Source organism: Spiroplasma endosymbiont of Apeira syringaria (assembly GCF_964020205.1).
GTDB lineage: Bacteria > Bacillota_I > Bacilli_A > Mycoplasmatales > VBWQ01 > Spiroplasma_E > Spiroplasma_E ixodetis_A.
In genome coordinates this window covers 527,885-551,100 of the sequence record NZ_OZ026543.1, presented here as the reverse complement: position 1 = coordinate 551,100, position 23,216 = coordinate 527,885, and the positions used below count along the sequence as shown (strand labels likewise).

Annotated in this window: 23 protein-coding genes and 1 pseudogene; 5 read left to right on the top strand and 19 right to left on the bottom strand. The window is 25.1% G+C overall.

The window, feature by feature from the left end:
* Positions 1–129: 129 nt before the first annotated feature.
* Together AACL02_RS03395 and AACL02_RS03390 are read right to left on the bottom strand one after the other, a co-directional pair.
* Positions 130–564 carry an IS1595 family transposase gene (locus tag AACL02_RS03395; protein ID WP_339042797.1) on the bottom strand — a complete coding sequence of 145 codons (435 nt, stop codon included), beginning with the start codon at positions 562–564 and terminating at the stop codon, positions 130–132.
* On the bottom strand, positions 565–921 hold the full coding sequence (locus tag AACL02_RS03390) for a hypothetical protein (RefSeq protein WP_339042796.1): 357 nt from the start codon (positions 919–921) through the stop codon (positions 565–567).
* Here AACL02_RS03390 and AACL02_RS03385 point away from each other — a divergent pair.
* On the top strand, positions 867–1,688 hold the full coding sequence (locus tag AACL02_RS03385; protein ID WP_281748407.1) for an IS1595 family transposase: 822 nt from the start codon (positions 867–869) through the stop codon (positions 1,686–1,688). The two genes, AACL02_RS03390 and AACL02_RS03385, sit on opposite strands and share 55 nt — an antisense overlap.
* Here AACL02_RS03385 and AACL02_RS03380 read toward each other — a convergent pair.
* Complete coding sequence (locus AACL02_RS03380) at positions 1,674–1,898, bottom strand: hypothetical protein (protein ID WP_339042795.1); 225 nt, start codon at positions 1,896–1,898, stop codon at positions 1,674–1,676. The genes AACL02_RS03385 and AACL02_RS03380 overlap by 15 nt on opposite strands.
* 413 nt (positions 1,899–2,311) lie before the next feature.
* Positions 2,312–3,001, bottom strand: a complete 690-nt coding sequence (locus tag AACL02_RS03375) for a hypothetical protein (protein WP_339042794.1) — start codon at positions 2,999–3,001, stop codon at positions 2,312–2,314.
* Between AACL02_RS03375 and AACL02_RS03370 the strand changes: the two genes are divergently transcribed.
* Positions 2,947–3,597: an IS1595 family transposase gene (locus AACL02_RS03370; RefSeq protein ID WP_339042793.1), complete on the top strand. Its 651-nt coding sequence runs from the start codon at positions 2,947–2,949 to the stop codon at positions 3,595–3,597. The genes AACL02_RS03375 and AACL02_RS03370 overlap by 55 nt on opposite strands.
* Positions 3,598–3,849: 252 nt before the next feature.
* Here AACL02_RS03370 and AACL02_RS03365 read toward each other — a convergent pair whose 3' ends face one another.
* Positions 3,850–3,996: a hypothetical protein gene (locus AACL02_RS03365; RefSeq protein WP_339042792.1), complete on the bottom strand. Its 147-nt coding sequence runs from the start codon at positions 3,994–3,996 to the stop codon at positions 3,850–3,852.
* Between the two features lie 282 nt (positions 3,997–4,278).
* On the opposite strand from AACL02_RS03365, the gene AACL02_RS03360 reads away from it, so the two are divergent.
* On the top strand, positions 4,279–5,517 hold the full coding sequence (locus tag AACL02_RS03360) for an IS256 family transposase (protein ID WP_339043535.1): 1,239 nt from the start codon (positions 4,279–4,281) through the stop codon (positions 5,515–5,517).
* A 30-nt stretch (positions 5,518–5,547) separates the two neighbouring features.
* Here AACL02_RS03360 and AACL02_RS03355 read toward each other — a convergent pair whose 3' ends face one another.
* On the bottom strand, positions 5,548–6,210 hold the full coding sequence (locus AACL02_RS03355; protein WP_339042791.1) for a hypothetical protein: 663 nt from the start codon (positions 6,208–6,210) through the stop codon (positions 5,548–5,550).
* An 82-nt stretch (positions 6,211–6,292) separates the two neighbouring features.
* A pseudogene (locus AACL02_RS03350) lies at positions 6,293–6,661 on the bottom strand (transposase); the annotation flags it as partial.
* A 68-nt stretch (positions 6,662–6,729) separates the two neighbouring features.
* On the opposite strand from AACL02_RS03350, the gene AACL02_RS03345 reads away from it, so the two are divergent.
* Both AACL02_RS03345 and AACL02_RS03340 read left to right on the top strand, forming a co-directional pair.
* Positions 6,730–7,847, top strand: a protein-coding gene (locus tag AACL02_RS03345; RefSeq protein ID WP_339042790.1) for an IS3 family transposase whose coding sequence is annotated in 2 segments (ribosomal slippage) — positions 6,730–6,973 and positions 6,973–7,847 — 1,119 coding nt in all. Because the reading frame shifts where the segments join, the coding sequence is not laid out codon by codon here.
* 252 nt (positions 7,848–8,099) lie between these two features.
* Positions 8,100–8,915, top strand: a complete 816-nt coding sequence (locus AACL02_RS03340; RefSeq protein ID WP_339043533.1) for an IS1595 family transposase — start codon at positions 8,100–8,102, stop codon at positions 8,913–8,915.
* Between the two features lie 522 nt (positions 8,916–9,437).
* On the opposite strand, the gene AACL02_RS03335 is transcribed toward AACL02_RS03340, so the two are convergent.
* The 12 genes from AACL02_RS03335 to ffh form a co-directional block, all read right to left on the bottom strand.
* A complete protein-coding gene (locus tag AACL02_RS03335) occupies positions 9,438–10,676 on the bottom strand; it encodes an IS256 family transposase (RefSeq protein ID WP_339043531.1) in 1,239 nt (412 codons plus the stop codon).
* Positions 10,677–10,908: 232 nt separating this feature from the next.
* On the bottom strand, positions 10,909–11,439 hold the full coding sequence (locus tag AACL02_RS03330) for a hypothetical protein (protein WP_339042789.1): 531 nt from the start codon (positions 11,437–11,439) through the stop codon (positions 10,909–10,911).
* 598 nt (positions 11,440–12,037) lie between these two features.
* Positions 12,038–12,592 carry a hypothetical protein gene (locus AACL02_RS03325; RefSeq protein ID WP_338973674.1) on the bottom strand — a complete coding sequence of 185 codons (555 nt, stop codon included), beginning with the start codon at positions 12,590–12,592 and terminating at the stop codon, positions 12,038–12,040.
* A 146-nt stretch (positions 12,593–12,738) separates the two neighbouring features.
* Positions 12,739–13,545, bottom strand: a complete 807-nt coding sequence (locus AACL02_RS03320; RefSeq protein WP_339042788.1) for an SDR family NAD(P)-dependent oxidoreductase — start codon at positions 13,543–13,545, stop codon at positions 12,739–12,741.
* A gap of 23 nt (positions 13,546–13,568) precedes the next feature.
* On the bottom strand, positions 13,569–14,210 hold the full coding sequence (gene pgsA / locus AACL02_RS03315; RefSeq protein ID WP_339042787.1) for a CDP-diacylglycerol--glycerol-3-phosphate 3-phosphatidyltransferase: 642 nt from the start codon (positions 14,208–14,210) through the stop codon (positions 13,569–13,571).
* Positions 14,211–14,420: 210 nt separating this feature from the next.
* Complete coding sequence (locus tag AACL02_RS03310) at positions 14,421–16,304, bottom strand: VirD4-like conjugal transfer protein, CD1115 family (protein WP_281749401.1); 1,884 nt, start codon at positions 16,302–16,304, stop codon at positions 14,421–14,423.
* Between the two features lie 45 nt (positions 16,305–16,349).
* The gene (locus AACL02_RS03305) at positions 16,350–16,478 is read right to left on the bottom strand and encodes a hypothetical protein (protein WP_255495888.1); all 129 of its coding nucleotides are present in this window, start codon (positions 16,476–16,478) and stop codon (positions 16,350–16,352) included.
* A gap of 34 nt (positions 16,479–16,512) precedes the next feature.
* Positions 16,513–17,907: an Mbov_0396 family ICE element transmembrane protein gene (locus tag AACL02_RS03300; protein ID WP_339042785.1), complete on the bottom strand. Its 1,395-nt coding sequence runs from the start codon at positions 17,905–17,907 to the stop codon at positions 16,513–16,515.
* Positions 17,908–17,925: 18 nt separating this feature from the next.
* Positions 17,926–18,228 (bottom strand): hypothetical protein, encoded by a 303-nt coding sequence (locus tag AACL02_RS03295; protein ID WP_281749399.1) that lies wholly within the window; start codon positions 18,226–18,228, stop codon positions 17,926–17,928.
* A 365-nt stretch (positions 18,229–18,593) separates the two neighbouring features.
* A complete protein-coding gene (locus AACL02_RS03290; RefSeq protein ID WP_339042784.1) occupies positions 18,594–21,281 on the bottom strand; it encodes an Mbov_0397 family ICE element conjugal transfer ATPase in 2,688 nt (895 codons plus the stop codon).
* On the bottom strand, positions 21,262–21,513 hold the full coding sequence (locus AACL02_RS03285) for a hypothetical protein (protein ID WP_174480064.1): 252 nt from the start codon (positions 21,511–21,513) through the stop codon (positions 21,262–21,264). Before AACL02_RS03285 ends, AACL02_RS03290 begins: the two co-directional genes overlap by 20 nt.
* A gap of 331 nt (positions 21,514–21,844) precedes the next feature.
* Positions 21,845–23,200, bottom strand: coding sequence for a signal recognition particle protein (gene ffh / locus AACL02_RS03280; protein ID WP_339042783.1), 1,356 nt, complete (start codon positions 23,198–23,200; stop codon positions 21,845–21,847).
* Positions 23,201–23,216 lie beyond the last annotated feature (16 nt).

Sequence of the window (23,216 nt, the reverse complement as noted above, 5' to 3'; positions counted from 1 at the left end):
AGTTATTTTTGTAAGTTACACAGATTACTAAACATTTCCTAAAATTTGGCTTTTCTCCCTTTATGTACTATTTTAATTTTATCACATAAATGCTGAGAAAAGCCTATCTACGGACTTCTCCCCACATTTTTAAATCAAACATAGAATTACAGTTTCAAAACTAGGTATCTTGTTGAATTTATATGCAGCTTCTTTAGCATATAAATGAACATGATGTTTTGCAACTTTGATATGTGTTTTAAATGTTCTTCTTATATGTTTTCAAACTGATTCAATTTGGTTGGTATTTACACCAATTTTTGAAACATAGCCATCTTGATGGTTAACTGTTTCATGCTTAGTGAAAACTGATTTAAAATCGCAATATCCTTTTCAAGAATCAGTATATACAAGACATTTTGAAGAAATGTGGTTTTTTGCAAACTGCAAAAGATTTTTACTATTTGCGTTTTTCAATACTTTCACAATTAAATTATTGGTTGTTTTTTGATAAATGCCAACAATCAAGGTTTTATTCACCAAGGATCTTCCTTGTTTTTTAAAACCCATATGTGAAAGATACATTTAATCAATTTGCACTGTACCTTCAACAATAAATTGAGGTTTTTGTTTTGCAATACGTGTTCTGATTTTATGAGTCATTCTTCAAGCAGTTTTCAAAGTCACTCCCAATTCTTTTGCAATATCTGTTGATGGAATTCCATGTTTGGTGTTTATTCATCTAAAGATAAGATAAAACCAAGATGTTAAAGATGTTTGTGACCTTGAAAATATGGTGCCTGTAAGAATGCTAAATTTTTGATTACATTTTAAACATCTCATTCTTTTTAACGGACTTCTCCCCACATGTACTTGTGGAGGGAATAATGAAACTGAATGAATTCAACAATGCTTTTCAAACTGAACAGCAATGTCTTGCATATATAGCAAATTTGAAAGAAAACAAATGTATTAGGTGTTTTAGTTTTAATTTGAATACTTCTGATTTAAAAAGAATGAGATGTTTAAAATGTAATCAAACATTTAGCATTCTCACAGGCACCATATTTTCAAGGTCACAAACATCTTTAACATCTTGGTTTTATCTTATCTTTAGATGAATAAACACCAAACATGGAATTCCATCAACAGATATTGCAAAAGAATTGGGAGTGACTTTGAAAACTGCTTGAAGAATGACTCATAAAATCAGAACACGTATTGCAAAACAAAAACCTCAATTTATTGTTGAAGGTACAGTGCAAATTGATGAAATGTATCTTTCACATATGGGTTTTAAAAAACAAGGAAGATCCTTGGTGAATAAAACCTTGATTGTTGGCATTTATCAAAAAACAACCAATAATTTAATTGTGAAAGTATTGAAAAACGCAAAGAGTAAAAATCTTTTGCAGTTTGCAAAAAACCACATTTCTTCAAAATGTCTTGTATATACTGATTCTTGAAAAGGATATTGCGATTTTAAATCAGTTTTCACTAAGCATGAAACAGTTAACCATCAAGATGGCTATGTTTCAAAAATTGGTGTAAATACCAACCAAATTGAATCAGTTTGAAAACATATAAGAAGAACATTTAAAACACATATCAAAGTTGCAAAACATCATGTTCATTTATATGCTAAAGAAGCTGCATATAAATTCAACAAGATACCTAGTTTTGAAACTGTAATTCTATGTTTGATTTAAAAATGTGGGGAGAAGTCCGTAGATAGGCTTTTCTCAGCATTTATGTGATAAAATTAAAATAGTACATAAAGGGAGAAAAGCCCTTTTTAAATCAGAAGTATTCAAATTAAAATTAAAACACCTAATACATTTGTTTTCTTTCAAATTTGCTATATATGCAAGACATTGCTGTTCAGTTTGAAAAGCATTGTTGAATTCATTCAGTTTCATTATTCCCTCCACAAGTACATGTGGGGAGAAGTCCGTAAAATTTAATAATATAAACAAAAAAAGTTACCTTAATTGGTAACTTTTAAATTAGGTGCCAACCTACTAATAATATAAAAGTGAAATTATATACTTATCTTTCTCTATAACCCTTGATAAGTATTACAGTAAATTATACATTAATATTTAAGATTGTGGGGAAATATTATTTTAAAAAGAATGCAAAAAACAGAGAAGCAACTATTATCATCAAAATTATTATTGCTGTCATCATAATAGTTATTAAAAAAAACTTATTATTATAAATTTTATCAACAAATTTTTCCTTTTCTATTTCATGAGTTATAACATTTTTTTGTATCCATAATTTACTCCTTGAATATTTTACTTAACTTAATAGTATTATAATATCATAATTATCTTGAATTTAGTACTATTTTATATATATTTGCTTTAATACTATCAATATATACTCTAGCATATGCTTTATCATTTTCACCAATTTTACCTGTAATATATCACATATTTTCAATTTTTCCTAATGTTGCTTGTAAATAAAAATTTCATTTCAAATTATTATTTACAATACAATAATTTAAAAAATTATTATTTTCAAAATTATTTTCTCACCCACCAATATTACCATTATCTTTGATTTTAAATTTGTAATTATTTAAATTATAATGTTCGTTAGTTATTCCATATATATTAGCAATACCACTTTCCTTTTCAAGTTGTATTGTAGAACCAGAAGTATTATGACTTCAATAACCTAATCTAAGGTTATTAACTGGAGGATTATCTTGAAAAATTAAATCTTTTAATAAAATTTCTTGAATTCCATCATATTTTTTTGGATTGGTAAAATTTTCTTCTATAGAAAAATCAGTATATAAAGTTGATGTTATAGTAGGAATGGAATTATTATGAATTTCTTGTACTGTTTTAATATCATAATCATAATAAATAGTTATTGATTTATAATATCTTTTTAAATCATTAAAAGATTTAATTAACGGACTTCTCCCCACATGTACTTGTGGAGGGAATAATGAAACTGAATGAATTCAACAATGCTTTTCAAACTGAACAGCAATGTCTTGCATATATAGCAAATTTGAAAGAAAACAAATGTATTAGGTGTTTTAATTTTAATTTGAATACTTCTGATTTAAAAAGAATGAGATGTTTAAAATGTAATCAAACATTTAGCATTCTCACAGGCACCATATTTTCAAGGTCACAAACATCTTTAACATCTTGTTTTTATCTTATCTTTAGATGAATAAACACCAAACATGGAATTCCATCAACAGATATTGCAAAAGAATTGGGAGTGACTTTGAAAACTGCTTGAAGAATGACTAATAAAATCAGAACACGTATTGCAAAACAAAAACCTCAATTTATTGTTGAAGGTACAGTGCAAATTGATGAAATGTATCTTTCACATATGGGTTTTAAAAAACAAGGAAGATCCTTGGTGAATAAAACCTTGATTGTTGGCATTTATCAAAAAACAACCAATAATTTAATTGTGAAAGTATTGAAAAACGCAAAGAGTAAAAATCTTTTGCAGTTTGCAAAAAACCACATTTCTTCAAAATGTCTTGTATATACTGATTATTGAAAAGGATATTGCGATTTTAAATCAGTTTTCACTAAGCATGAAACAGTTAACCATCAAGATGGCTATGTTTAAAAAATTGGTGTAAATACCAACCAAATTGAATCAGTTTGAAAACATATAAGAAGAACATTTAAAACACATATCAAAGTTGCAAAACATCATGTTCATTTATATGCTAAAGAAGCTGCATATAAATTCAACAAGATACCTAGTTTTGAAACTGTAATTCTATGTTTGATTTAAAAATGTGGGGAGAAGTCCGGAGATAGGCTTTTCTCAGCATTTATGTGATAAAATTAAAATAGTACATAAAGGGAGAAAAGCCTAAATTAATAATGTAGGGTCTAATAAAAACTTTAAATCAATTTCATAATTAACTAATTTATTTTGATTTGCATTTCATCAATTATCAAGATTATCTTTTACTGGAATTGAACTTGTATCTGTTAAAGGTAAATTATTTGCTGTCATTTCAATTTTTAAATCTGAATTAATAATTATTGATTTTGCTATATTTTGAGGACTTGGTGGTAATATTTTTGCAGGATAATTAAATGTAGTTTCTTCACTTTATTCATATTCATCATGATTTAATTTATATAAAGTAGTTCAATTAAAAGCATTACCAGTTAAATAACCCATATTATTATAACGAAATTGGAAATGTTTAGTAATCTGTGTAACTTACAAAAATAACTATGTTTAATTAATTCTAGTAAATATAATTAAATGACTAGAAAGAGTGAGTTACAGATGGCTAAAAAAGATAACTTTAATAATAATGATCCAATATCAAAAGCAGTAGATTTATTAATAGAAAATACTGAAGATTTAACAACAGTTTTTAAACCTGGCGGTTTATATAAAGAATTAACAAAAAGATTAGTTGAAAAAATGTTGAATTCTGAAATGCAAAATTATTTAGGATATGAAAAAAATCAACATAGTACTACTGAAAATGCTCGTAATGGTACAAGTTCAAAAAAATTAATAACTCAACAAGGTAAAATTGAAATTGATGTACCAAGAGATCGCAATAGTAATTTTACTCCTGTAATAGTTCCTAAAAGGCAAAGAAGATTTGATGGTTTTGATCAACAAGTTCTTTCCTTGTATGCAAAAGGAATGACATTATCTGACATTAGAATGCAGTTGCAAGAGTTATATCATGGTGCTGATATTAGTGAAAGTGTTATTAGTCAAATTACTGATGATGTTATTGATGATGTTAAAGCATGACAAAATCGACCATTAGAAAGTATTTATCCTATTGTTTATTTTGATTGTATAGTAGTTAAAGTACGACAAGATAAACGGATTATTAACAAATCAGTTTATATAGCATTAGGAGTTGATTTAGAAGGCAAAAAAGATGTTTTAGGATTATGAATTAGTGAAAATGAAGGTTCTAAGTTTTGATTATCTAATTTCACAGAAATGAAAAATCGTTGCTTAAATGATATTCTTATTGCTTGTAGTGATAATTTAACAGGCATTTCAGAAGCAATACAATCAGTTTATCCTAAAACAGAACATCAATTATGCATTGTTCATCAAATTAGAAATAGTTTAAAATATGTTTCATACAAACATCGAAAAGGTCTAGTTGCAGATTTAAAACCAATTTATAGTGCATGTAGTGAAGAACAAGCAATGCAAGCTTTAGAATCGTTTGAAAGTAAATGAAATAAACAATATCCTCAAATTACTAAATCTTGATATAAAAATTGAGATAATTTAATGGTTTTTATTAGTTATCCAGTAGAAATCAAAAGAGTGATTTATACTACAAATGCTATTGAATCTGTTAATAGTCAATTACGAAAAATCATCAGAAATAAAAAAGTTTTTCCTAATGATATGGCAGTTTTCAAAATATTTTACTTGGCAATTGAAAATATAACAAAAAAATGAACATTGCCTATTCAAAATTGAAATACAGCAATTGCTCATTTTATGATAAAATTTGAAGACAGAATTAATCTAAATTAGTAACTTTGTAAAACAAAGATACACAGATTATTAAAAAGCCTCACGAAATTGAGCAATTGATATTTCATTATAATCACCTTGATAAGTAAAAGGATTATCACTATAAAATGTATGTCTTTCTTCACCTTGATGTAATGATTGAGTTACAATTGTATCAATAATATAAGCATAATTTGAACCATCAATAACTCCATTACTTGTAGGATTTCATTGATAATCTTTATCTTCATTTGTAAATGGTGAAGCAATATCTAAAAACTCTGTATCTTCTGCTAAAATATAAACTTTATTATTTTTCTTTTGTGATAAATCAACTGTACTTATTTGTTCTTTTACACTTAATTTCTTACCAGTAGTAGGATCTCATGGATATACACTTATTCTATCACTTAATTTCATTGTCATAGCAGTTGTTGAAACATTTGCACCTAATAATTTACCAATAGTAAAATCATTATCATTTGTAAATGCATTTAAAGGAATTAAACCACCATTACCAATAATACTTTCTAAATTACTTGTAAAAAATGCTGACATAAAACCATTAAAATATAACATTTTTTTATATTGTTGAGCATTTTGAGTAATAACTCAACTAATTCATATACCTAATGTTAAAGCATTTAATAATTTACCAATTAAAGGAATATCACTTAATGCAAATGGTAATCATTGATTTGAATCATAAGGCATTTGTATTAAAGGACTAAATACTACACTATTAAAATTTAATGAGGCTTTTTAATAATCTGTGTATCTTTGTTTTACAAAGTTACTAATTTAGATTAATTCTGTCTTCAAATTTTATCATAAAATGAGCAATTGCTGTATTTCAATTTTGAATAGGCAATGTTCATTTTTTTGTTATATTTTCAATTGCCAAGTAAAATATTTTGAAAACTGCCATATCATTAGGAAAAACTTTTTTATTTCTGATGATTTTTCGTAATTGACTATTAACAGATTCAATAGCATTTGTAGTATAAATCACTCTTTTGATTTCTACTGGATAACTAATAAAAACCATTAAATTATCTCAATTTTTATATCAAGATTTAGTAATTTGAGGATATTGTTTATTTCATTTACTTTCAAACGATTCTAAAGCTTGCATTGCTTGTTCTTCACTACATGAACTATAAATTGTGGATGGGTTACACTTTATTGGACACTAATTACATAGACAATTGAACAAAGAAAGGAACTATAATTATGGCCAATATTAACTCATATACCGATGAATTTAAAAAACAAATAGTAGCTTTATATCAAAGTGGCAAATCAGTATCTTGCCTTGCTAAAGAATATAATGTTACAAGAGCAGCTACTTACAATTGAATTAAGCAATTTACTAATTCAGGTAGTTTTAAAACTAAAGATAATCGTTCTGTTGAAGAAAATGAATTAATTAAATTAAGAAAAGAATTAAAACAATTAAGAATGGAAAATGATATTTTAAAGCAAGCAGCACTAATAATAGGCAGAAAATAGAAATTATTGTCAAAAATAAAGTTAAATATAAAATTCGCACAATGTGTCATTTTTTAAAAATCTCTAAATCAACATATTATTTTAATTTAAAGAAAAAAGAAAATAAAATCAAAAATAATATTTATGATGAAGCTGTTATTAGTGCTTTTAAAGAAAATAAAGAAGTTTATGGTACTAGAAGATTAAAAGTCATTCTAGAAAACCAAGAAATTTATTTATCAATACGAAAAATTAAAGAAATTATGAATAAACATAATTTAATATCAAAATACACTAAATTATCATACAAAAATCATAATAAAGTCAATGATAGTCAAATAACCAATCTTGTTGATAGAAACTTTAATAATAGAGTTAAAAATGAAGTTATTGTTAGTGATTTAACTTATGTTCAAGTAAATGGTAAGTGAAACTATATTTGTTTATTAATTGACCTATTTAACCGCGAAATAATTGGACATAGTGTAGGTACTAAAAAAGATGCATCATTAGTATATCAAGCATTTATGCACTCAAATCGCTGTTTAAAAGATATTCAAATATTTCATAGTGATCGCGGTAATGAATTTAATAATAAAATTATTGATAAACTTTTACTAGCATTCAATATTAATCGCTCTTTAAGCAAAAAAGGTTGTCCTTATGATAACGCTGTTGCTGAAGCAACCTTTAAAACTTTCAAAACCGAATTTATTAATGCTAAAAATTTTACATCATTAATCCAATTAAAATTAGAATTATTTGATTACATCAATTGATATAACAACATAAGAATTCACAGCACTTTAAACTACTTAACTCCAGTTAATTATCAAAAACAAATGTCTACCAAAAAATAGTCCTAAAAAAGGTTGCCATTCCACTGCATATAAATTCAACAAGATACCTAGTTTTGAAACTGTAATTCTATGTTTGATTTAAAAATGTGGGGAGAAGTCCGTATATAGGCTTTTCTCAGCATTTATGTGATAAAATTAAAATAGTACATAAAGGGAGAAAAGCCTATTTTAATTTATATTAAAATGGTTATTTTTAAATGTAATAAAATAACGGACTTCTCCCCACATGTACTTGTGGAGGGAATAATGAAACTGAATGAATTCAACAATGCTTTTCAAACTGAACAGCAATGTCTTGCATATATAGCAAATTTGAAAGAAAACAAATGTATTAGGTGTTTTAGTTTTAATTTGAATACTTCTGATTTAAAAAGAATGAGATGTTTAAAATGTAATCAAACATTTAGCATTCTCACAGGCACCATATTTTCAAGGTCACAAACATCTTTAACATCTTGGTTTTATCTTATCTTTAGATGAATAAACACCAAACATGGAATTCCATCAACAGATATTGCAAAAGAATTGGGAGTGACTTTGAAAACTGCTTGAAGAATGACTCATAAAATCAGAACACGTATTGCAAAACAAAAACCTCAATTTATTGTTGAAGGTACAGTGCAAATTGATGAAATGTATCTTTCACATATTGGTTTTAAAAAACAAGGAAGATCCTTGGTGAATAAAACCTTGATTGTTGGCATTTATCAAAAAACAACCAATAATTTAATTGTGAAAGTATTGAAAAACGCAAAGAGTAAAAATCTTTTGCAGTTTGCAAAAAACCACATTTCTTCAAAATGTCTTGTATATACTGATTCTTGAAAAGGATATTGCGATTTTAAATCAGTTTTCACTAAGCATGAAACAGTTAACCATCAAGATTGCTATGTTTCAAAAATTGGTGTAAATACCAACCAAATTGAATCAGTTTGAAAACATATAAGAAGAACATTTAAAACACATATCAAAGTTGCAAAACATCATGTTCATTTATATGCTAAAGAAGCTGCATATAAATTCAACAAGATACCTATTTTTGAAACTGTAATTCTATGTTTGATTTAAAAATGTGGGGAGAAGTCCGTAGATAGGCTTTTCTCAGCATTTATGTGATAAAATTAAAATAGTACATAAAGGGAGAAAAGCCTAAAATAAATACAGAAATATAATTATTATAAATTAAAAATTTATGTTTTTAAAAAAATAAAAATAAAACTTATTAAAGTATCTTTAATAAGCATTTTTGTTGTGTATAAATATTAAATTTATTTTAGTAATTTTTAAAATTAAGTATTTTAGTTGAAATATTTTTTAAAAAATAGTAATATAAATGTACGATTTAATAAAAATCCAAATTATTTCTTGTCTAAAAAATAATAAGACTATATAAGATTTAATTTATTCCGGATTTTTGACAATCTCCCAAAAACAAATTATACTTATAGATAAAAATATAGGAGTTAAAAATATTGTAAAAACAACACCACATCTTACATTTGAAATGTTAAATCAATCATTTAAATTATTATTAAATACATCTAAAATGAGGCTTTTTAATAATCTGTGTATCTTTGTTTTACAAAGTTACTAATTTAGATTAATTCTGTCTTCAAATTTTATCATAAAATGAGCAATTGCTGTATTTCAATTTTGAATAGGCAATGTTCATTTTTTTGTTATATTTTCAATTGCCAAGTAAAATATTTTGAAAACTGCCATATCATTAGGAAAAACTTTTTTATTTCTGATGATTTTTCGTAATTGACTATTAACAGATTCAATAGCATTTGTAGTATAAATCACTCTTTTGATTTCTACTGGATAACTAATAAAAACCATTAAATTATCTCAATTTTTATATCAAGATTTAGTAATTTGAGGATATTGTTTATTTCATTTACTTTCAAACGATTCTAAAGCTTGCATTGCTTGTTCTTCACTACATGCACTATAAATTGGTTTTAAATCTGCAACTAGACCTTTTCGATGTTTGTATGAAACATATTTTAAACTATTTCTAATTTGATGAACAATGCATAATTGATGTTCTGTTTTAGGATAAACTGATTGTATTGCTTCTGACATGCCTGTTAAATTATCACTACAAGCAATAAGAATATCATTTAAGCCACGATTTTTCATTTCTGTGAAATTAGATAATCAAAACTTAGAACCTTCATTTTCACTAATTCATAATCCTAAAACATCTTTTTTGCCTTCTAAATCAACTCCTAATGCTATATAAACTGATTTGTTAATAATCCGTTTATCTTGTCGTACTTTAACTACTATACAATCAAAATAAACAATAGGATAAATACTTTCTAATGGTCGATTTTGTCATGCTTTAACATCATCAATAACATCATCAGTAATTTGACTAATAACACTTTCACTAATATCAGCACCATGATATAACTCTTGCAACTGCATTCTAATGTCAGATAATGTCATTCCTTTTGCATACAAGGAAAGAACTTGTTGATCAAAACCATTAAATCTTCTTTGCCTTTTAGGAACTATTACAGGAGTAAAATTACTATTGCGATCTCTTGGTACATCAATTTCAATTTTACCTTGTTGAGTTATTAATTTTTTTGAACTTGTACCATTACGAGCATTTTCAGTAGTACTATGTTGATTTTTTTCATATCCTAAATAATTTTGCACTTCAGAATTCAACATTTTTTCAACTAATCTTTTTGTTAATTCTTTATATAAACCGCCAGTTTTAAAAACTGTTGTTAAATCTTCAGTATTTTCTAGTAATAAATCTACTGCTTTTGATATTGGATCATTATTATTAAAGTTATCTTTTTTAGCCATCTGTAACTCACTCTTTCTAGTCATTTAATTATATTTACTAGAATTAATTAAACATAGTTATTTTTGTAAGTTACACAGATTACTAAACATTTCCTTAAAACTTTAGACAATTCTTTATTATTTTAGGGTAGTAACACGTTAATGTTACTACCCTAAATTTATTATTTTTTAATTTTAAAAGAGAGAGAAATTTAATATTAAGAATTTTTATATTTTTAATTGTTTTAAGAAATTATTCTTTGAAAGTATTGTCACTATAACTTACAATTTTATTATTTAAATTTAAATTTTTATTAATACCAATATTGGCAATTGTATTAATACTTGATATTGGTAATGTTTTTACTCTAAAAGATAAATCATGAATTTCAGTTTCATTTAAGACACGAAGTTCTCCATTGATTAAGTATTCATCACCAATTCTAAAGTTTTTAATTCAAGTTGCACGATTAAGATCAGCATAACTAATATCTTCCTCGCGAAAACTTAAAATAGAATTATTATTAGATTTTTTCAATTTAATAATAGATAAGTTATCACCTAATAAGCCTAGGCTTTGCTCATGTTGTTCAATTGAATTTCTAATAATAGGAATTATTAAACATTTTTGATCAGGAGTTTGTGTTCAAATGATAACCGTTTCAAGTTTGCAACCATTACAATATTGATAATTACAATTTATATTTTTACATCTAGTTTCGTTAGTTGTTTTTGTTAATGGCACATTGGCAAAATAAATGCCACAATTTATAATATTATGCATTTAATAAACCTCATTTTCTAAAGTTTTAATAATACTTTTACTATAAACAAACTTAATTACCATAAAAGAGTAAATTTGACCTTAAACTTAATACTTTTAAATTATAATGATATAAATTTTAAAATGTTTTTAATTATTAGTCTGTATAAATTTTGGTTTAAGGGTAAGTGGGAATATTAATTTATGAAATTGGAATAGATATTAAATTGAGTTTTTAAACTAAATTAAAGACTCATATCAATAAATTAAAATACAAAACCCTTACATGAAAATTACTCATATAAGGGCATAAAGCCAAATTTACAATTTTAAATTAATTAAACTGATGTTTTGTCCTAAAGTTTTAGGACAAATATAATAATAACAAATTTAAACCAAATTACAATAGAATCTCATACTGTATATAATATATTTTGATTAATCATTATTATAAATTATTATTAATGCTTTAATTAATTTTATAATATAAATATTATTTATTTTATTATAATTATTTTATTTTAAAAAACAAAAAAATAAATAAAAGTAATACTTAAGTACTACTTTTATAATATAATTTCTCTAATTAAGTTAAAAAAATAATATTTTAAACTATAAATTAAAATTCATGCAAATTTAACTTTAAACTAGTAGTAAAATAACCTCTTACAAACTGAGTATCTTTTTCATTATTTGCTGTAACTGTTTCAACACTAACAAATTTAAAAATAAATGCTTTTTGATTTCAATCATAATCGTAACTAACTGTTTGTTGAACTTTATTCATATTTCCTTCATGTGAAATACTATTATCAATAAACTTTGTATCACTAGATACAATAACTGAATTCTTACTTTGATCATTATAATAATAATCTTTTCCATTTATATGAAAATCGACATGACTTTTTATATCAGTTAATTCTATATATTTTAATTTTGAAGGATCACTAAAAAGAACAATAACATTTTTTTCAAAAGTTTTAGTTGTAGTTTCTCCATTATCAGCAAAAATAGGGTATTCAACAATATCAATTTGTTGTATTACATCATGTAAATTATCAACATTTATTAAATTGGAATTTTTTACATATGAATTTAATATCGAAGAAGTTGAAAATATTGATGCTGCTGATAATGCTGCTGTTGTTAACATTGATAAATATTTTTTCATAAATAACACCTCTTTTTTAATAATTTCTTAAAATCTTAAGAAGTTGGATACATCATAAACCTTTCTTTTAAAAAAACAATAAAAAACATTTATAATAAATGTTTTTTAATAATTTTTACGATTAAAATAAAAAATGAAATTCATTATTAGCGATTTTTTTGATAATTATATACTAATTTAAGTACTGTTTTTAAAGGTAATATTCTAATAATAGTTCTTGTAATTTTATTAGAAATTCCTGTAATAATAAAACTTTTTCTTTTTGTTTTTAAGGCTGTTTGTAAAGACTTTTTAGCATAAGTTTCAGTATCTAAAACTGGTAATAATGAACTATAATGTTCTTTATTTCCTTTACCATTACTACTACGATTTCAAAATTCAGTTTTTAATGGACCTGGACAAATTGTAATTACTCTTACTTTACTTTTTGCTCTTTTTAATTCATAATTAACTGCAACACCTAAACTTCAAACATATGATTTAGAAGCATAATAACTAGCAAAAACAGGCCCTGGACTAAAAACTGCCATACTTCCAATATTAATAACACGACCATAATTATTTTTACTAAAACGTTGAACAAATAACTTTGTTAAAATATGTAAACAAGAAATATTTAAATTAATCATATTTAATTCTTGTTCTAACATGCTATCTGCAAATGTTCCTCAAACACCATAACCAGCATTATTAATAACTACTGTTACATTTAATTCTTTTGATAACTGAAATAATTTATAAATATTTTTTAAATCAGATAAATCTAAATCATAATTTTTAACTTGTAAGTGTGGATACTTATCTGCTAATTCTAATATTTTTTTACTATCACGTGATACCCCTAATACGTGATAACCTTGTGCTAATAATGCTTGACAGTAATAATATCCCAATCCTTTAGACGCTCCTGTAACTACTGCTCACTGATTCAAAACAATTACTTTATTTATCATTTATATTAATACTCCTTTTATTTTTAGATATTAAACATTTTTTTACTATTTGAACTAATATAATTATAAGCACTAAAAATACTTAATACTGTAGCAACGTACATTGGTATCATTACTAATTGATTAATTAAACAATATTGATCATTATTACTATGACCATTAACACTACCATTTAAAAATCGTCAATTAATAAAAAATAAAATTGTAATTCCTAACATTTGTACTGCTGCCTTTATTCTACCATATTTATCAGCAGCCATTACTGTGCCTTTAGTAGCCAAAATTTGACGAACTACATCAATAATAAAATCACGTAATACCAAAATAACTACCATTCAAACCGGAATTATAGTACCACATGCCATTACAATTAAAACACCATTAGTTAAAAGTTTATCTGCAATTGAATCAAAAAATTTACCAAAAGTTGTTACCTGATTAAATTTTCTTGCTCATCATCCATCAATAAAATCACTAATGGCAGCAATAATGAATAAAATTGCTGCTATTAACCAACTAATTGGTAAACTATAATTATTAATATTAATACTTGTTATTCAAAGATGATAAAAATTATCATTATCTATTGGACCGATAATCATTAAACTAACAATAATTGGAACTAATATTAATCTTATTAAAGAAATAATATTGGGAACATTCATATTTAAAATCCTTTCATATAAGTTTATTTATAATATTTAACATTATTATGTACTTACCTTTTTTAGCATAATTTATAAAAAGTAAAACTTATATTTTTGATCTATTCATGAAATAAGTATATCGTTATTTTCTATATCTATCAATAATATACATTTATATATTAAAATAAATATTCTTTTATATACAATTTCTTAACTATTGTTTGTTTTTTATTTTTCTGATTTTTCTCTTTCGGCAGCAGCTTGTGGATTTTTTCTTTTCTCAATATAATAGAATAAGCCAATATAACTTAAATAATAATCTTTATTAAAATCAATTAAACGTGAAGCATTTGTAACAGTTGCTTGTCCTGCCGGTTTACTTCCTCATTCATAAAACGGAATTAAACGTGTTTTTGCTGGATTATGTTTTGCTAAAAAAATAACAGCAGTATCAAAATCTAATTTCATTAACTCACTACCTGTAATTAATTTTTTACCTTGTAATGATGAATTAATATTATCAGCTTTTTTATCTTTATTACCAGAATGGCTATAATTAATAATTGTTTTTTCACCGAACATATCTGAATATTTATTAGCAGTTTGTAAATCCATAGTTTGCAAAAAAGTATGCAAAATACAGTTATTAAAAATAGTTTCTGCTGTTTCTTTACCATATTTTTGTGTTAATTGTTGTAAATCTTGCATAATCATCATGAAAAAAATATTACGACTTCGTGCAACAGTAATCATTTGTGCCATACTAGCAATCGTTGGTATATTACCAAACTCATCAAATAAAAAGTATAAAGGACGTGGTAATTTAATATCAGGCAAAGTACTTGCATAACGAATTGTATTTTTATATAACTGTGCAATAAACATTGATACAAAAGCATTACGTTCATTACTTTCATCAGGTACAACTAAGAAAACAGCACTTGGTTTTTTTACAATTTCATCTAAATTTATATCATTACTACAACTAATATTTCGTGTCACTGGATCAGTAAATAAACGTAATCCATTAGCAACCATTTGACTAATTGATCCCGCAGTTTCTTCAGCACCTTCTAATGCACCTAAACCAATTTGACGAGCTAAACTATGAGTTGGCATTTTTTTTAGAATTTCAACATATCGTTGACGATTAGTAGCAACAATAGCAGCATTTGACATACTAAAGTATTTTAACGGAACATCAGGTTGATCTTCAAGTTGTTCTAGCATAAATAACATAATTGATTTAACAACTTGCATCGCTGATTGATTTCAAAATTTTTGTTTTGGATCTGATTCAGGAAATAAGGCTTCAACAATATCATTAATTCATGATAATGCCATTGATTCATAAGTAATTGATTCATTTAAAGGATTATTTTCTTTTTTTAAACGCATTGATTCTACATAAAAATCATATACTTTAACAAAAGGATTTCATGAATTAGATACTGATGTATCACGTAAATTAATAACATAAACATCGTAACCATTATCTTTTAATATTTTAGAATGATTTTGAAATAATTCTCCTTTTGGGTCAGTAATAACCATTGATGGTTTAATTTTTGATTGGGCATTTAAATATATAGTTGGAATAACTAATTTTTGAGTTTTACCACTTCCTGTTCCCCCAATTACAATATTATGAGCATCAGACTTAATATTAAATTGGACACCACCAATTTTAGTCTTTGTTGTTTGAACAACAATACCGTAATCATTTTCAACAGTTTTTGATAAAGGAAAGGTATTAGCAATTTCAGTGGGTGTTAATCAAGCAGCAGATCCATACACTTTATTTTTTGAATCACGTAAAAAGCGACTTTTATTATGAGTTTCACGATAAATTTTATATTTATGAATCATAAAGTAAGATAATAAAACTGAAAATTCAATAAGAAATAGAATTAAAAATATTAATCAATAATTAATAACATCCTGTATTAAAAATTTAAGTGTAAATGGTTGTTGATTATCCCCACTATGAGAAAACATGTTACGAACAAAGACTAAAGCATAAACTAATAAAGTATTTATTAATACTAAAAAGGGTATAACAATTATAATTACTGCTGGTAGTACTCATTTTTTTTGACGAATAAATTTCATTTTTATGTTCCTTTATTTTTTATATATTTTATAATAATTTATATTTTACCCATATTGGGAAATAACACCAGCAATACCTGATATTATTAATAATAAAATACCAATAGTTACATTACGTCTTCAACGATAACTTTTTTTCTTTTTAAATTCATTTTTTGTTTTTTTAAATTTCATGATTATTTCTCCAAGATTTTAATATTTTACTTTTTTATTCATCAGAATCTCCTCTTCTTGCATTCTTTCTAATATTATTTAAATTTACAACAGGTTGCTTAAAAGCAGCATTAGCCATATTTTTTAATCCAACGAAAGGACTTTTTAAATTATTTTTTGTATCTTGTCATTTAGTACCATGATCATTAGAATTTTGAAATTTACCAATTCCTTTAGCAACTCCTTTAGTACCTTTACCTAAATAACCCGCGATACCATTTTTTAATAGTCCATTTGCTTTCTTTTCGCTACCATCAGGATTTCTTCCATCTTTAGCACCACCAAATGCAATTTGTTTTCCAAGTTTTAATGCACCAGCACCACCGGCTGCAAGGCTAGCAAAAGTCCGAGCTTTACCCATAATATTTCCAGCAATAGCTGCTCCATTAGAATCAATAGCACTTTGTACACCTAAGTTTTGTGTTACTAAGTGATTAATAATTTTTTGAGTTCTTAAACAACTAATAGCACCGGCTGTACAAAATAATGTATATAAAACTTGTTTTTCAAGTCAACTAAAATTAGTATTATTAGTAATATCTACTATTGCTTTTGGTAATATTTCAAGGAATATATAAATAGGTAACATCGTTCCTGGACCAATAATAAACTTACCTATTACCATTTCTTTTCAAACACCCAATCTTTTTCCTTGATCAACAGGCATCATAGAAGCAACAATTGGTGATATTGAAAATAAAAGTAATAAATCAATAATTCTTTCAACCAATGTCATTGATGCAACAAATAATACATATAAAGTAAATCACACCGCAATAATTTCAAGAATAAAGTTTCAATGTTTTAATTGAGAAATAGATGGCATTGAATAAACACCAGGATCATGCTGAGCAGCATTAGCATCGGGTGCACCAATACCTCATAATAAATCAGCTAAACTAGCATTTTTTCCTAAAGCTGTAATTTGTAAAACTGCCAATAATCCTGTTATTAAATAATTTATAGTACTCATAAAAAATGGAATGAAAACAATTACTAAAAAAGCTAAAAATGTATTTTTTATAGCCTTACCTAATTTTTCTCTAATTGTATGTGTTTCAGTAAATTGGATAATAATTAATTGCATAATAAACATAATAAGTATTACGCCAATTGAAACAATTGCTAATGCTGAAAAAAATACTGGTAAATTTTTACTATTAAGTGGGTCTTTAGTAAAATCTCCAAAAACTAAATTAGTTATCGCATCAGTTGTTAAATAATCAAATATGCCGCCATGACCATGATTAGGTGATCTCAATAAAATGTCAATTAAATATAATGGTCCTTGAATGAAAATAAGTCAAGGTATAAATAATAAAGCTCCTAGTATAATATCTGTTAGTCAATCCATATTTTCATCTCTTTTCTCTTCATAACTTAATATCAAGTTAATATATAACTTTCTTTAGTTAGTAGGAAGAATATTTGGATTACCACCAAAGGCTTGCACAAGAGCAATTATTATTGCTGATGCAGTAATACCAATAATTGGTGCAATTAATGTATACATAAACGCTTTTTTAATCTCACTTCTACGTTGTGGATCATCACCAGCAGCCGCTAAATCTTTTGCCAATATAATTATTTTAAAAACACTAAATGCAATTAAAGCAGCAATTAGCAATCCTGCAAGTGCCGAAACATAAGGTTTTGCTACATCAATGATTTTATTTATATCAGGTCCATCTGATAGATAATTAAAAATCATAAGTTTTTTCTCCTTAAATAATAAAAAAATAAAATTATTTACTAATCAAAATTGTTTATAAAGCATGAATTTATATAATAATATAATAAGACCTATTTTACTCCTTAAAGAGATAAATTAGGACTTACAGTCAAATTCATATGTTATAAATAATGTTGATACACATTAATTATAGTTGGTTTTAAAATAAAGTAAATAAAAATTTTCAATTTTATCAACTTATTTTTTATTATTTTATAAAATTTATTATTTAAATAAAATCATATTAATAAAACTTATAAGTTTTATTAATATGAAAGTATCTTTATTTAATTTAAAAATAAATTAACAATTATTGATGAAATCGATAATGTATAAAAAATATACTAATTTTCAATTTCTTTATTTTTTATATTTTTAATTGCTTGTTTTTCAGCATCACTAACATTAATATTTAAACACATACGATATAAACTAGAAATAGCAAAAAGACATTCACCAACTTTAGCACGAGCAATAAAATCAGTTTCATTAGCAGAAATGCCACCATATGAAGAATACAATTCATTTAATGCTGCTAAATCATGAGGTTGTAAGTTTAATACTTTTAAATATTGACTTGAGTTAATAATAGCAGTAGTATATTTTTTAATTTCTTCAGAACCAAGAAAATCGTTAATATTTTGTGTAATAATATTTATCATACCTGTATACTTACGAATTCTCTTAACAATTTGATACATAAATAATAATGCTGCTGGAAATTCTTTATCAATAAGTAAATGGGCTTCATCAATAGTAATTGAAATTCATTGTTGTTTATTATTAATTTCATTATCATTTTTATTCTTTCGTACTTCATTTTCAATATATTTCAAAATTAAAAACATTTGAGCGTTAACTAAACGTTTATTCCCTGATTGCGTTAAAGTATATAAATCATAAACTTGTAATAAACTACTGCTATTAATATTAGTATGAGCATTTCATAAATTAGCATCAGTACCACCAGTTGCAAATCTTGATAATATAATTAGTAAATTTTTTAATTCATTTTTACTTCTAATCTCTTCTTCTTTAACCATATCAGATTCAATAATATCATATAAATCTTGAAAAATTGGAAATTGATTTGGTTTTAATAAATGAATTTTTGTTCGAGAAGTAATACCAAATTTTTCATACATTAAATTTACATAAATCATTAATAAACTTGATTCATTTCTCGTTAATCCACCAGTAGCAACGTTTAAAAATTGTTCTAAGAATTGCATATGTGGTGCTAAAATATCACGAGTATTATTATCATTAGTATTATCATCACTCAGTGCCAATCTAATTTGAAATGGATTAATATTGCCAGAAGAACCATCACCAACATCAATTCAACTTCCATCATGATAATTACATAAATCGCGATATTCACGTTCAGGATCAATAACAATTACTTTATGACCAAGCATAATTTGATAATTTACTTCTTTTTTAGAAGTATAAGATTTTCCTGAACCACTAGTACCAATAATTAGTTGATTATGATTTTTACGAGTACTACTTTTAGTTCTTTGATCAAAAAATACTTTATTACCACTTTCATTAAATCCAAGAAATAATCCTTGTTTATCATTTAATTCTTGATTTAAAAAAGGAAAACTAGCACCTATTGTTAAACATGGCATTTCGTGACCTGTTTCTTTAAATCAATCAGCACTATCTGGCATTACTGATAAAAAAGCTTCTAATTGACGATAATATAATTTATCAAACTTCATATTATTATTTTTTATTTCGTATTCGGCAGTACTAATATTTTGTTTAAGTTGCTTACGATCAGCACCATTAATTAACAAATACATATTAGTATTAAATATTTTTTCACCACCACCAGCAATTTGATCTAATAATTCATTTAATGATTGATAATGATAATCATAATCTCTTCGTTCTGATAATGATTTTGTCATAAAATTTAAAGTTGCTAAATTTTGCATAGCTTTATTCAATTGTTTTTTAGCACTTTCTTCACTGATACTATTAAAAGTAAAGATTAAACTAGTATTAGGAATATTTACTAAATTTGCTAATCAGACTGCTGAAACTTCAAATGGATAATCATATATGTTATAAACAGTTTGAAAACAATTAGCAAATTCTAAATTATTCTTATGAACTAATAATTCTTTAATCGCCAAATCATTAGTTAAATCTTTACTTTTAACAGTTTCTTCTTTTTTTGTAGTAAACATTTCTTCTAAGGAAGCATTTTCATTAGAATTTATTAATTTACTATAAACAACCATCATTTCAAAACAATTAATATCACTAGCTTTAACACCACTACGACTGATATAATTTTTAAAAGCATTTACTTCTTCTTTTAATTTTTCTTGATTTGATGAATAAAAAAATAAGTAAAAAAATGGTTGCGTCATTTCATTTTGATTTTGAATTTCATTATTAGCATTAATTGCTGATATCATTTGAAATTTTCTTGCTAATTTTGCTTTTTCACTAATATTTTCTAAATCAATTTTTTCGAGTTGTTCTTTATAAAAATTAGTTTGTACAGTTATATCTAAAGGCATATCAATCTTTATTAAAGACATAGAAATATTAATAATTTTAAAAGCTGCAGCTAAATCTTTAATTTTATTTGAGGCTTCTTCATTAGATAATAATGTAATATTAAAACCCTCCAATAATAAAGCTCTAGTATAATTTGTATTTTTCACATTTAATTGAATCACATTCTTACTAATAATTTTTTTAAATGGTACTAATATTTGTGAATTTTTTTCAGATTTATAATAACGATTTTTACTATGAAATTTAAATCATAATAAAATAATTTCTCATCCTTTTTTTCTTGGCTGTCAATAAAAAGTAAGCGGAATAGTAGCACAACCAACTAAAATAACAGCTAATATTTTAAAAATAATATCAATTTGCAACAATAAAATAATAATTGAAGCAAATCCAACTACCATTAAAATAATTAATAAATCAATTAAACCAACACTTCTCCAAATTTGTAATTTTACAAATTTAATAGTTTTAGGAATTAAAAATTTCATTTATCTTTTCTTTTGAAATTTCATTAGAATTTAGCGCTGAATTTGGTTTACTGTTTATTTTCTCTATCTTTATACTATTAACACGCTTCTTAAAGCCACAACGACTGCAATTAACTTGAATATTTATTCCTTCTAAGTAATCAGCTATCAAAATTACTCTACCACATCGATAGCAAGCAAAAGAATTTTGTGGCTTTTGAGCTAATCGAACAGATGTATACGTATCTTTCATAATCATTGTCTCCTAACTGAATTTAATTTGTTTACTAAACACAATTCAAAGTTATCTTGTTCCCTAAATATTATTAAGCAACTGAAAAAGAAAAAATAAATTTTTGTTATATTTTTAATTCAAAATAACCCACTATTTAAAAACTATTTTCTTTTTAAAATCTAGTTTTACTTTAAAAAATAAATTAAATTTTTAAAAACAAAGAAGAAAATTTAAAAAAATTTTAATAAAATAATATCTATAAAAACTCAAGAAATCAAAGTTTTATACATTTCTTGAGTTAAATAAATTTTAACAAATTAACAAAAAATAACAAATTTTTTTTATTTTTCTAACTTTTTATTAACTTATCTAATCCTGGAATATTTGGCATTTCTCCTTTTTTAATCTGACCAGCAATTTGATCCATAACTTTTTTAGTTTTTTCAAATTGGTTTAAAACTTTATTTAATTCTTTTTCTGAACGACCTGAGCCTTTTAATACTCTTGCTTTTCTAGTTGGATAACGTAAAATTTGTGGCTTTTCACGTTCTTGAGCAGTTGTTGAAGCAATAATATATTCTGCTATTTTTAAATCAGTTTCAGCATCACTAATTTTAGCATCACTAATTTTAGCAGACATACCAGGAATCATTTTTACCAGTGATCCCAATTTACCCATTTTTTGAATTTGCTTCATTTGATTAACAAGGTCATTCAAATCAAATTGACCTAACATCATTCTATTCATAGTTTCTTCAACATCACGAGTTGAAACTATACTTTCGGCCTTCTCCATTAATGTAGTAAGATCACCCATTCCTAAAATACGTTCTGCCATTCTTTCTGGATAAAAAACCTCTAAATCAGTTACCTTTTCACCCATTCCTAAGAACTTAACAGGAATCTTTGTTAAATAAGAAATTGAAAGAGCTGAACCACCCTTAGCAGTACCATCTAATTTAGTGATTATGCTTCCAGTAATAGGAATAGTATTATTAAACTCAATAGCAACATTAATTATATCTTGTCCTGCCATACCATCACAAACAAGTAAAACTTCTTTTGGTGAAGTAATTTTTCTTATTTCTGCTAGTTCTTGCATTAATTTTTCATCAATGTGTAATCTTCCAGCTGTATCAATTAATATTACATCAAACTTATTTTTATTAGCATATATTTGAGCATTTTTAACAATATTAGTAGGGGTTTCATTTTTTTGGGAAAAAACTTCAATATTCAATTGTTTTCCTAAAACTTTTAATTGTTCAACAGCAGCTGGACGATAAATATCTCCTGCAACTAGTAAACATTTTTTTTGATATTTATCTGTTAACAACTTTGCTAGTTTAGATATTGTTGTTGTTTTACCAGAACCTTGTAAACCAACTATCATAATAACAGTAGGATTAGTAGATAAATCTAATTCAACATTCTTAGTACCCATAATCTTTGTTAATTCATCATGAATAATTTTAATTAACATTTCTTTTTGATCTAAGCCTTCTTTAATAAATTCACCTTTTGCTTTATTAATAATTTCATTAGTTAAAGTTTTAACCACCCTAAAATTAACATCAGCCTCTAACAAAATTCATCTGAATTCTTTAATTGTTGCTTCCATATTTTCCATGGTTAAAGTTTTTTTACTTAAATTTTTTTCTAATGTTTTTTGTACTTTTTTTGACATAATGTCAGCAAAACTCATATTTATATTCTCCTCT